General features: G+C 42.8%; 8 protein-coding genes. 1 reads left to right on the forward strand and 7 read right to left on the reverse strand.

Annotated features, from left to right (window positions below; all coding sequences use genetic code 11):
- Positions 1–6 precede the first annotated feature (6 nt).
- The 7 genes from FPZ44_RS11600 to FPZ44_RS11630 form a co-directional block, all read right to left on the reverse strand.
- Positions 7–1,560, reverse strand: a complete 1,554-nt coding sequence (locus FPZ44_RS11600; RefSeq protein ID WP_144990330.1) for a hypothetical protein — start codon at positions 1,558–1,560, stop codon at positions 7–9.
- Between the two features lie 32 nt (positions 1,561–1,592).
- On the reverse strand, positions 1,593–3,086 hold the full coding sequence (wsfD, locus tag FPZ44_RS11605) for a glycan biosynthesis hexose transferase WsfD (RefSeq protein ID WP_186786014.1): 1,494 nt from the start codon (positions 3,084–3,086) through the stop codon (positions 1,593–1,595).
- A 27-nt stretch (positions 3,087–3,113) separates the two neighbouring features.
- Positions 3,114–4,262, reverse strand: a complete 1,149-nt coding sequence (locus tag FPZ44_RS11610) for a hypothetical protein (protein ID WP_144990332.1) — start codon at positions 4,260–4,262, stop codon at positions 3,114–3,116.
- 108 nt (positions 4,263–4,370) lie between these two features.
- Entirely contained in the window at positions 4,371–5,351 is a 981-nt protein-coding gene (locus tag FPZ44_RS11615) for a glycosyltransferase family 2 protein (protein ID WP_144990334.1), read from the reverse strand.
- A 419-nt stretch (positions 5,352–5,770) separates the two neighbouring features.
- On the reverse strand, positions 5,771–6,481 hold the full coding sequence (locus FPZ44_RS11620) for a lysoplasmalogenase (RefSeq protein WP_186786015.1): 711 nt from the start codon (positions 6,479–6,481) through the stop codon (positions 5,771–5,773).
- Between the two features lie 139 nt (positions 6,482–6,620).
- On the reverse strand, positions 6,621–7,058 hold the full coding sequence (locus FPZ44_RS11625; protein WP_144990338.1) for a GtrA family protein: 438 nt from the start codon (positions 7,056–7,058) through the stop codon (positions 6,621–6,623).
- 156 nt (positions 7,059–7,214) lie between these two features.
- Positions 7,215–8,117 carry a Gfo/Idh/MocA family protein gene (locus FPZ44_RS11630; protein WP_186786016.1) on the reverse strand — a complete coding sequence of 301 codons (903 nt, stop codon included), beginning with the start codon at positions 8,115–8,117 and terminating at the stop codon, positions 7,215–7,217.
- Between the two features lie 209 nt (positions 8,118–8,326).
- On the opposite strand from FPZ44_RS11630, the gene FPZ44_RS11635 reads away from it, so the two are divergent.
- Positions 8,327–13,207: a DUF7507 domain-containing protein gene (locus tag FPZ44_RS11635; RefSeq protein ID WP_186786017.1), complete on the forward strand. Its 4,881-nt coding sequence runs from the start codon at positions 8,327–8,329 to the stop codon at positions 13,205–13,207.
- Positions 13,208–13,327 lie beyond the last annotated feature (120 nt).

The following is a 13,327-nucleotide window of genomic DNA, read 5'->3' on the forward strand; positions in this document are numbered from 1 at the left end:
GCCTCCTCATTTGAAATACTTACGTTTGTATAATCGGTGGCCAATTATGAAGAAGCCGCCAAACGCTACGATCGTCACCAAAATGATAACGATAAAAACTTTATTTTGGACATTAAACCAACGTTCGAAGCTCTTTTGTTCTTTAGGCTTGTATTCATATTCCTCACTGACTTCCTCACGCGCACTTGCTAAATCAATCAGTTGGTCATTGATATATAACGAGCCTCCACTAGATCGAATCTTGTTCGCTTGTGTTACCACGCTATGATCCCCATACTTTAAGTCAGCGAATGTTACCCAACTGTCGCGGAGCCATTTCACGGCCTCATTCAATTCCTGCCCGTTATCATTGAAGTTGAATGTGATGGCTGTATTCATTGGAAAATCTGTGAGCGCTTTTTCCCTATACTCAAATTGCTCCAAAAAATCTAATTGCACGCTATATAAAGTAGATGGATACGACTTCGACGTATAAGCTTGCTCTTTATGTTTAATTTCTTCATTTCCAAATAGGATAGCCGTATCAAATAGACCTAGTCCAGAGTTGGTAAAATACTGATCATAGGTCCAGTACATTTCCGCACCAAAACCTAGCGGAGCAACCCCCTGCTTAACCATTGCATCAATGAACATTTCAAAGCTGTTATTCAAATCGCGTTTAAGTGGACTCAAAATCGCTGATATTTCCGGCACATTTACCACTAGGTTTCCGTTACGCGACTGCACATATTTCAACGTCTCAAAGTAACGCTTCGTTGCTGGATAATCGAGATTGATAAAGATAGGTCTAACACTTACGACAAAAGGAATCCCCGCTTCATACAGCTCGTCCGACAACTGCTCCAATCTTTCTAAATCAGAGAACGGGTATATTTCTTTAAACACTACATACGTATTGCTTTGCTGTGTCCATCCAAGCCAATCACGCAGCACATACCCAATCGCAAGTTCACTCAAGTTCCCTTTTTCAAAATAAGGAACATAGGCTATCCCATCATGACCGACTCCAAATGGAGACTGACGTCCGCTTCTAGACGAGATAAGCCCATAAGGAGTGCCCCCGTGCGCTGTGATATACGTGAGTACCTCCGTTTGGATGGCCTGCTGTGAGAAATCGTCTATCGACAGTTTAAACGTGTCTTCATTTACTTGTGTCGTCTGTAAATTCAACTTGCTTTGGACCATAGCTGGCACATTCGTTCCAATATGTAAGTAGCTTCCTCTATATTGTGTAAAGTCTCTCACGAAATCTTGATTCGTTATCGCAATATCAGGTACGTTATGAATACCAATGACTTTCGTATACTGCTGTAAGTCACCTTGCTTGTAGTTATCATAAGATTGTAGCGTAACCGCAACACTATACGCAGCTAATACATGCTGAAGTGCTTCAACATTGCCTGATTTTGTTGTGCCCTTAGCCAAGCTATCATACAGCAGCAGTACGCGAACAGGCTTATCTGCCTCGGCATGAGCCGCGGGAGCAGGCACGATGGTGATCATGACAAGCAGCACAATCATAAGAAGCAGCAGTATTTTGTTTGTTGCTTTAAACAACATGCCTTACCTCCCTTCGTTCGTCCTATACATTTCTACTGAATGGCAGCATCTTCGTCACTGCGCCATAAATATCGACGCATAGCGTCAGCTATTGCGACAAATGTTACTAAGTCAAACACGAGTGTAAATAAAAACTCATGCTTGGATAAATCCGCATCACCAGCACCGATAATGGAAACGAAAATACCGGATAAGCCCAGCAAAATCATTCCTAAAATGAGCGGCAACCGCTGAATATGCCTCATATGCTTGGCCTTCACAGCTGTAATAAAAGATGGCATATATAAACCAACAATGAGAATGACCCAAAGGATGACGAAGCCGAACGTTTTTGGTGCTAATGCATGCTTAACATTACTGTAAAGCGAGAAGAATGTGGTTTTCTCTCCAAATTCCCTGCCCGCAGATTGTTCGTAGTTACCCATCGCAGGCGGCCTTATCGTAAAGGCATGTTTCGCTGCAATATCCAGCATTTTAAACGCTTGACTTGGATTCGTAAGGTAGTAAGCCAATATCGAGCCGAATCCATATTTACTATAGAAATGATCCTCTAGTATTTTGGAATCCACATCTACAGTTGTGAATGGCTCAAAATAGATGCTTTTATTTAGAACGGCATATTGTGGATCAATGCCGAAGGATTTCAACGTAGCTTCAGGGTCTTCTGATTCCATCAAAACACCACGGGTCATAGCATGATACGCGTTAATATTTACGAATTCTTTCGGAATTAACACATAGGTACCAATTCCCGAAAGAAATAAAGCCACGAGAATCGATGACATCCAAATACGGAAAGATCGCTCCTTACGTATAAAGACGAGCACAGCACCAGTAACCGCAAGAATGACACCAACAGGAGCATTTTGCTGCTTACTCGTTGTTAGAATTAGTGCGCTAATAAAGAACACAGCCATTAGCACGTAATCGTTATAGCGATTGCGATACATTAACAAACCCGCAGCGAACACAAGCATAGTCATAATTAACATGATGCTTTCACTGAAGAAGGAATTGAAAAAGGCCGTATACGCCGTATCTGCAAATATAAAGATGGCGATCAAGGCAATTGGGTAGCCGTATTTTCGAGGAATTTTCCAAGTTAGACTCTCGATAAATAGATAAATGGCGATCGTGTACATGGCAAGAAAAATAATGGTTTGAAAACGAATATCAAATAGTTGATCACTGTAAAATAGTTCATTTAACCAAATAGCTAAGCGAATAAAATACGAATGTGATGAGAATAAAGCAGCTGCATGCTCATTAAAGTGCTGAAATATACCATACTCTTTAACGAAATAGCCAAAGAAATGCGTCTTATAGTCTGGATTCAAAATATACAAACCGTTGCTATAAATAATCCGTGAATAGTCTCCGTTATCCGCCATCCCGATATAAGGGGGCACAAACAAGGCAATTATTGTGACGAGCAAAACTCCAGCGGCTGCGAGCATAGCCGGAGATACATACCGACTCAGCGAAATGAGTATGCTTTTTACGCGTATGTTCCCTCTCTCCGTCATCAGCTCTTCACCCTTTCTGTAATTCCATTAATGCGCATAGGCCAATAAAGCCATTAAATTATCAAATGAGTATGCTTGCTGTGAGGCAACGTCCCCATATCCCCCATCAAGCTTCGTCCCGCTATTGCGAACTTGATATTGCTCCATTCGTTGAATGCTTGCTTGATACAAATCTTCATCTCCGAGCTCAGATCCGATCATAGCAGCAATCGCATATATAGCAGTAGACTGGATGTCCGTCGTAGCTTTGCCTTCTTTCGTATATTGCCCAAACAGGGTTCCTGCTTGCACCTGCTCTTTGATAAATGTAATACTCGCTGGATTATGTTGCTTCACTTCAACAAGCGATAAAATAGTTAGGAGTGACTCAACCGTATTAATACGTTCTGACTGATACGTCTCCGTTTTATAGCTGTATCTCGTTTCATAAAATGGGAATTGGTCAGATAAATAACCTTTGTGCATAATGTCGAGCATGTTCCGTTGCAAGGACGCTGCTTGAGATGTTGAAATAGGCAGTAGACCTAATGACGTAAGATCGATATAACATAACGTAATAAAGTCGTTTGTCATCTTATACGTTTCATCGTAAAAATCATACAGACGTCCGTCTTTACTGTTATGTTCGTAGAAGCGCTTGCCATATTGTTCGGCTTCCTTCGAATAACGATTATCATTAAAAGCAATGCTTGCCTCATGCAAGGCACGTATGAGTCGAAGATCATCGACCGCAGCATTTAACGGATAGCGTTTATTTTGCTCTGGACTATATCGGTAACTAAATCCTGCTGACAAGTTGAATGTCTCCTTAGCACGATTCCACTCCGCATCGAACGCCTGCTTCTGCCCTGTTAAGGCATAATAACGCATGAGCAACCCCGCTGACTCACTCAACACTTCATGCCCGGTCGCTACTTCTGCATGCTGATCCGTGTTATGAAAATTCGTAAACACTCCATATGTTCCCGTCAACTGTTTAGAAACAAACTGGTAAAGCTGCTCTTCATTTGCTTGGGTTTGCGGCTCATCCCCATAGCTCTCTCTTGGCAGCAGCGGAGCTATCGTTGCAGGCTTGTCAGGCTGAACAGGTTTCACCACCTGCTCAGAACGGTCACAGGATGTGAGCAATAGAATAGATAAAATAAGCCCTGCACCCAATACCAATTTTTTGTTCACCTCATTAAACCTCACCTTCGTGATTCAAAAAGGAATCATTGAGTGCTTATTGTTTCCATTTGCATCTAGAATGAATTCGTAAACCTTCTCCATACGATGCTGATACTCCTACATAATCGAGGAAAACTTCGTATCTTTAGACCTGTTGGATGGCTGTATTTGCTCAAAATTGACTTCATTCTGCACAATATACAGAGGTCTGTTCTTACTTTCGTCATATATTCTGGCGATATATTCACCAATAATACCTAGGGAAAGCATCTGTACGCCACTGAACAATGTAATAGCTACCATAATAGAAGTCCAACCCGGCTCCGTTGGAGATCCAAGCAATTTGGCACATACGGAATAAATTAATAGGCCGAGCGCCAGTATAACCGTAACGAAACCAATACGCATAATATATTTCAGCGGCTTCGAGGAGAATGAAACAATACCATCTGTGGCAAATCTAATCATTTTTCGAAGTGGATATTTGGTTTCTCCAGCAAACCGTTCATTCCGATCGTACTCCACATACGTTTGCTTGAATCCAATCCAGCTGATCATCCCACGAATAAACCGATTTTTTTCAGACATGCGGTTGAATATATGAGCCACTTTGCTATCAATCAGTCTGAAGTCACCAGTGTCTTTTGGAATATCTACATCGGACATGTAATTGAGAAATTTATAGAAGTACTTTGCTGTTACGAGCTTGAACCATGTTTCCCCTTCGCGTTTCTTCCTTTTGCCATAGACGATATCATAGCCTTCCTCCCACTTCGCGATCATGCTTACAATAACTTCAGGAGGATCTTGCAAGTCCGCATCAATAATAACAACCGCATCACCTTTAGCCTTAGAAATTCCTGCAGTTACCGCAGCCTGATGCCCGAAGTTTCTTGCGAAATCGATAATCTTCACGTTACCGTCGTTATGGGCAATATGAGTTAATATTTCTATAGTACGATCACGGCTTCCATCATTGACAAAAATAAGTTCATAAGCATAGTTCGTACGACTCATTACTTCCGTCAACGTTTCATAACAATGTTCAATAACTTCCTCTTCGTAATAAGCGGGTATCACGACAGATATAAGTTTCACGTTATTACTCCTCTCATTCTTATAAAAATATGAATCCTGACTCACGACCTGGATAAGTTCAGCATTTCGTCACGCCTTCACAATCACAAAAATAATACTTTATACCTATGATTATCAGCAATTATGTGAAAATGATCAAGGATAAATAATGCACATCCCTATCATTATAGTTCTGTAGACTTAACAATTTCTGAACAAAATGATGTACCCATTGTAGTCCAACTCGAATCAGAAAATAAAAGGTAATACCTGTAACGTGAATTCAAGCCTGTCGCTGCGCCGTTTTTCTGTTGCATAATCAAAAATGAAGGCTCTCCACTTCTACTGAAGATGGAAAGCCTCGGTATAAAATAAATGTTTCCAGTCTTCGTTCATCATTCCAGCAGATACCGATAACCAATCGCAAGTAGCTGCACCCGTTATTGCAACAGGTGCACGAGTGGTGCATATACGATACAGATTTGAGCGATCCCGTATGTAATCCATATCCATAAACGAGGATTTCTCATTTTTCTTCCACCGATATCGAACCATCCTATTAAGAAGTCTGACCATACAAATAGCAGTCCGCCTACAAGTGGAAGCAGCCACAGACCTCCTACTGCCTGCCACAAGCCCGCAGCATACACTGCCGTAAACCCAACAAGCAAGCCATAAACCGCTGCTCCGTTCACAATTGCTCTTGGCTGTGTAGGTACATTTAGGATGCGTCTCCATACGTATAATTGCGTTACAATAAGAACAATTGCACATGCAATGAAAGCCTCATTATAAATTGTTAATCCATTTGAATCAGCAATTTGCGTAAAAGAAATCATATAACATAGGTGTCCTAGGCCAAATGTGATCATGCCGCCAATGATAGGATGACGCCAGGGCAATAATGCAGCCATCGATAAATCTCCAATAAAAGAAAGAGACATCCCCGCAGCCAGCCATACATAAGGTGTTGCGAAATCTGCCGATGCCGCTACTAGCCACGAAGTTACAACGAGCAAGCTGCTGAATAACATGCACAACATCTTCGGAAACTTACGTTGTCCAGAAACGTCTTGTGAAGCTTGAAATGCTGCCGTAATAATTGTGCATAATTGCGCAATTCCTACTATTATCCATATTGAATTGTTCAAGGTGATTTTAACCTCCCAATATGTTATCAGATTCATTTTTAAACGTATCTGATTTAAGGTTATTTTAACATTTCTAATAAATGACATTATCCAACGTATGTCCAATTGAACTTCCATCACTACCAATTGCAATTGATAGTTACAATTTCGCAGCTCGATTCGCAAATGTTATATATTTATGGCCAACATAATTAAATATCGTGAACAAGCCTGAAGCCATTAATATAGATAGATTTTCATACAGCAAAGGCGACATAAATTGCTCAAAGCTCTCTGCCATTTTTATAATCCAATACCCTATATAGTAAGCCGTGAAGTAAGCCACGATATTAACTCCAATAAACTTAATAGCGGTTGAAGCATTCGACGTAGATGACTGCACTTGAAACGTATATTTTTTATTTAAAATATAGCTGCAAATGCCACCTATTATATTTCCGATTGCTGTAGAAGCCCAGTAATTCAACGATACGACGTTAAATAAGACATAGATAGACGTCAGGCCAATTATCGTATTGATTACGCCCACTACTAGAAATCTGGCAAACATAAACTTCTGAAAAAAGGATTTCACCATATTTATAATCTTCTCCAGTTAATTAACTACCTCTATATACATAATAGAACATAATAGAAGAGATTCCTTCATATTAACACGGATAATGCTCATACCTACTCTTCTACACCGCTAGCAACATTCCTCATGAACTGAATCAACTGATCTGCTGGTTCCCTATGAAAGTTCCGATACGATCTTCTCACACAGCTCATGTGTACGTAAAGAACGTTCTCCGCTTGTTTCAAACGGCTGTCCATTTCGAACACAAGTAATGAAATGGTCGATCATATCGACAAAGCCTCTACGATACAACGTTGTCGTCCAGTCGCCAAAAGGCTGGTACTGTTCCGTCTGATTCACAAATGCGGTCGTGTGCACCATGTTGTTGACCACAAACTTCTTTTGATTCCCCATGATTTCAAGACGTTCTTCTGTTACACCAGTCTGACGATGCATGATACCAATCCCCGTTGTGTTACCTGCGACTACGTTTAAAATAATATAGTGCAACAATCCTTCTTCTATTTTGGCCTGCACATGCATATCCACATTCGCTTCCCCAACATAAGCAAGCAAAGTATCTATTACATGAATATAATCATCCAATATCGTTGTACGAATATCGGATAGTGGACCCGTTCTATTTTTCTGCAGCAAAATGGTCTCCGGATTATGTATTTCTGCCTTTACATTTCGATACATCGGGGCAAATCGACGATTGAAGCCTACCATAAGTCCAACACCACGTTGTTTAGCTAGCGATACAAGTTGTTCGGTTTCACCCAATGTATAAGCAATCGGCTTATCGACAAATACATGCACACCTGCTTCGATAAGTTCACGGACAATAATCGGATGAGCTTCCGTAGCTGCATGGACGAAAGCAGCGTCAGTCTTCGTAGCTATCAGTTCTTGTACCGAAGCACACTTATGTGCAACCCGATATTGCTGTGCAACTTGATTGACAACCTCTTGATTGCGACTTGCAATCGATAACTCCACATCTGCTCTCGTTCCTAAAATAGGCAGATAGGCTTTCTTCGCAATATCCCCAATACCGATAACTCCAATTTTCATAATAAAATTGCCTCCCATATGAGGTGATAGTCAATATCATCATAACACTTTCAGGCCTTGAACTGGTATAAAGATCATTTCATCAGCATTAGCCTCCATCACAGATTTAACTGCCTAACATATATATGGTACAAATAGGCGTGCAGCCTCAATTGTTCGGAACATGCACCCTAATTCATACTTCAGATTCAAATGAAGGAGGAGACACATTGCCATTTATTGTTCGCTTTTCAGATAATGATGTAGGTGCTATTACGTTTACAGGAAATACGCTTGGGTTATCCGGCCTGAATGGTGTTCCAGGAACACAAGATTTTATTGGTGCGCTTGTCACAACAAATACATCTCTTCAGTTAGGAAACTTTCCACCGGGTACCACCAACGATTTCAATCTAGATAATTCCAGCGCTATTCTTCGACTACCCTCAGGAAGTAGCGTTCTTTATGCGGAGCTTGTTTGGGCAGGTACGTATGCCGTTACCAATGGAACTACTAACTTTGCTCCCTTTATCGATAAGTCCGTCTCCATCACGACGCCGCAAAATACAACACTAAGTGTGGCCCCTGATCCTGCAACAGCCCAACTACTGTTTATTAACGGTAACTTTAACTACTTCCGTTCTGCCAACGTTACCTCCATTATTCAGGCCGGAGGCGCTGGTACGTATACGGTTGGCGGTGTGGTCGGAAACATTGAAAACGTAAGTACATCTTCAGGTAACCATTGTGGATGGACATTGTGTGTCGTGTACAAAGACCCAACTCTTCCATTCCGTAACTTAAGCCTAAATGTCGGGATTGTTGATATTGAGTTTGCGAGTACCCCTTCTGTTGATTTTCCAATTACAGGTTTCTCCACTCCAGTAACTGGGCCTGTAACGGGAAGAGTTCAGCTATGTGCAGGGGATGGTGATGCGAACAAATCGGGGGATCAGGTACTATTCGGGCCTAATACGTCCAGCTTGACCTTCCTCTCTGGACCGAATAACCTCCAGAACAACTTTTTCGCCTCGCAAATGAACAACGATAGCGGAAATTTGGATACATCCGGCACGTTCGGCACGCGTAATATGCTCCAAGGAGCCCCAGGGGCCAACGTCGTCGCGGGCAGACAAGGATGGGATATTACCAATGTAAGTATTTCTAATATTTTAGGAAACAGTCAAACCTCTGCCGTACTAGAATTACGTACACAGGGTGACGGTTATTCGATTTATGCGTTAGGGCTTTATTTTGATATTAATGCCCCACAGATCAATGTCAACAAGACGGTGAATGCGGTTCAAGCTGCGGTCGGGGATACCTTAACTTACAACGTCACGGTCACTAATACGGGGCTAGCTTCAGCAAACTCAACGGTTGTTGTGGATCCATTGCCAAACAACACACAGCTCGTTTCTGGCAGTGTGTTAATTAACGGTTCCCCTGCCCCAGCCGGTTCAAACCCTGCCGTAGGAATTCCAGTTGGAACACTTGCAACAGGACAATCCGTGAAGGTTACATTTAGCGTAACGGTCATATCAATACCGCCAAGCGGAGTAATTTCTAACCAGGCATCTGCACGTTTTCAATTTGAAAGTGTCCCTGGTGTCATCACAGATGGGGATATTCCATCTAACGAAGTAGATGTTCCGATTCTAGCGCCATCACTTAGTTTAACAAAAACAGCAGTACCGCTCTCTGGTGCTCCTGGTGATACCATTACCTATACATTCGTAGTAACGAATACAGGCTCGGTTACACTGACGAATGTACGTCTTGTAGACGACGTGCTCGGATTGATCGATACGATTTCCAGCTTAGCTCCAGGAGCAGCCTCTGTCTTTAATGTCGACTTTGTTCTGCCTTTCCTTCCTACAGGAAATTTAACCAATACAGCCACTGCCACATCGGATCAAACGGGCCCTACAACAGATACTGCAACTGTACTCATCTTACCGTCCTTTAATTTATCGATTACCAAAACTCCTGATCGTTTCTCAGGCGCACCAGGAGATGTCGTCACTTATACGTTGACTGTAACGAACCATTCAAATGCTCCTCTAACGAACGTTACCGTGAATGACTCTTTAACAGGATTCACAACAACGATTCCTACCCTTGCTGCAGGTGCCGTTCAAACCTTCACAGAAACATTCACCATCCCAGCCACTGCTACTGCAGGGACTACTTTCACAAACGTAGCTACAGCCACCTCCAACGAAACCCCTCCAGCATCCGATCAGACTACTGTTGTGGTAACACCCGTACCTAGTTTAATTATTTTCAAAACAGTTGATCAAGCTACTGCCGCGCCAGGAGAGATCGTAAACTATACGATTACGGTCACAAATGCAGGAAATGAAACATTAACAAATGTTAGGATTCTCGACCCGACAATTGGAGTCGATCAAACTTTCGATGCCCTTGATCCAGGGGATAGTGTCCAGATCGTCACCCCGTTTGCTATTCCGATTACGGCTGTACAGGGCGATGTAATTGTGAATACTGCAACCGTGACATCCAATCAGACACCTCCAGAACAAGCCAATGCTGTCGTAACCGTTGTGGGTGAGCCCGCTATCGTGTTAACAAAATCCGTTTCGCCAACAGAAGCGTCCCCTGGAAGCACAGTGACCTACACGTTTGTTGTTACCAATACAGGAAATACACCGTTAACAAACGTAAGTCTTATCGATCCACTGCTTGGCCTTGATCAACCGCTAGGAACATTAGCTGTTGGTGAAACGAGAACGATTAACTTCCCATTTGTCGTTCCAAATAGTACGATTACTCCATTCATAAACGTTGCCACTGCCTCTGGCAGCTTCGGTCCACAAATCGTGACTGACACCGATTCGGCTTCATTAGAAATACTCATACCCGAATTTACGTTAACGAAAACGGTCGATCGCGCACAAGCCAACCCAGGAGATACTGTCAACTTTACATTCGTGATTACCAACACAGGTAATGTCACCTTAACCAACGTGGTCATTTCCGATCCATTGCTATCTTATCTCGAAACCATTAATCAGCTTGCACCTGGTGCAACGGTAACAGAAACGATTCCTTTTGATATCCCAGAAGATGCACTGGCAGGTGCGGTATTTACCAATACAGTAACTGTCACTCCTACAGAAACAGGGCCGAAGCAAGCATCGGTTGACGTTACCGTCAACCCTGCCCCTGCGATCGAGCTCACGAAAACACCTGATGTCGACAATGGTCTACCAGGAGATACGATTACGTATACGATTACAGTGACGAACACTGGCAATCAGACGTTAACAAGTGTTGGTGTTAGTGACGAGCTGCTTGGCTTAAATACGGTCATTCCGTCACTTGCCATCGGTCAATCACAAACCTTTACAGTTACCTTTATCATCCCTGCTGGAACGCCTGTTGGAACCGTGATTACAAACGTAAGTACAGCTGTATCTGATCAAACGAACTCCGTCCAAGATACTGCACATGTGCTTGTGAATCCATTGCCGCCTGTCATTACAATCGTAAAATCGGCTGACCGATTAACAGCTGCTCCAGGGGAGACCGTTAATTACACGATTACCGTAACCAACGCTGGAACCGTTACATTAACAAATGTGGTTGTGACCGACGAAATACTTGGCATTTCTCAGCCAATTGGCACCTTGGATCCAGGTGCTGTACAATCGTTCACCTTCCCATTCGTTGTTCCCCTTAATACAGATTCAGGCTCCACAGTCGTCAACACGGCAGTCGTCACTTCGGACCAGACTAATCCGGAAGATTCAACGACGACGGTTACCGTTATTGCCGCTCCAGGGCTGCAAATTAATAAATCGCTCGACACTGCATCAGCTTCACCTGGTCAAACCGTTACTGCTACCGTTACGGTGAGAAATACAGGCAATGTTGACCTCACAAACGTTTCTGTAACGGATCCAACACTTAATTTCAGCACTATTGTACCAGTGCTTCCGGCAGGAACTACCCAAGTGTATACACTGCCTTTCGAAGTTCCAACTGTTCCAGCAGGAACCGTAATTACAAACACAGCTACAGCAACCTCTGACCAGACAGGACCAACCTCTTCCACCGCATCCTTTACCGTGCTTGCACAGTTCCAATTAAATTTAACGAAGACAGTAGATCCTACTACAGCAGGTCCTGGCGATACGGTTACTTTCACTTTCACCCTGCAAAACTTATCCAATGCAGAGTTAACGAATTTGCATTTCGTAGATGAATTACTCGGTATAGATCGAACAGTCGATGTCATTCCAGCTGGCTTCTCTATTGTAACGACACGTACGTTTACAATTCCTGCAGATGCCCTTGGAGGCACTGTAATTGTAAATAGCGCTACGTTAACTTCGGATGAGACAGCTCCTGTGACCGTAGATGCTTCCGTTACAGTAAACAGTGATCCTGAACTTACAATTAGCAAAATTGTACAGCCAACAACCGCTTTCCCAGGTGAAACCGTCTTTTTCCGTCTGGAAGGAGTTAATACAGGTAATGTTCCACTGACGAATATCCGCTATAGCGATCCACTCTTGGGTCTAGCCGGCGTAGTCGTGTCCCAAGACGTTGGCGCCATTCAAACACTAGTCGTTCCATTTGTCGTTCCGCCTACAGCTGTACCTGGAAGCGAAATCGTCAATACTGTGCTTGTCGCTTCCGATCAGACACCTCTTCAAAATGCAACAGCTGCGATTCGCGTTACGGGCTTCCCACTTACCGTTACAAAGCAAGCAAGCTGCAAAACCGTCTTTGTCGGTGATAAACTAACGTTCACGATTACGGTTACCAATTCAAGCGAATTACCTGTTACTAGTGCCGTTCTTACGGATTTGCTTCAGACAGGTACCAAGTTTATTCCTGGCAGTGTTCGCATTGGCAGCCATTGCATCAAAGATGCCGATCCAGAACGTGGTATTAATCTAGGCGCGATAGCTCCTGGTCAGACTGTAGTAGTTAGTTTCTGCGTTAAGCAAAAGGTCGAGCCGCCTAGTAAAAAGCTTCGCAACAGCGCTACTGTTTCATTCTTACCGGAAGGCGCTGCTCAGCCAATCTCTGTCGTGTCCAATACGGTAGTCGTTTCTGTAGAGGAGCATTCAGAATAGAAGGATAGAAATTTCTTTTGCAACTAATAACAGCGTCCCATGGAGCTTTCGTTCTATAGGGCGCTTCTTTTATAAAGCAATCTAATCATTGAAAAGGAATGAAATGACTTAAAGGTTTTA

The organism is Paenibacillus agilis (genome assembly GCF_007786455.1).
In the GTDB taxonomy this organism is placed as follows: Bacteria; Bacillota; Bacilli; order Paenibacillales; family Paenibacillaceae; genus Paenibacillus_B; species Paenibacillus_B agilis.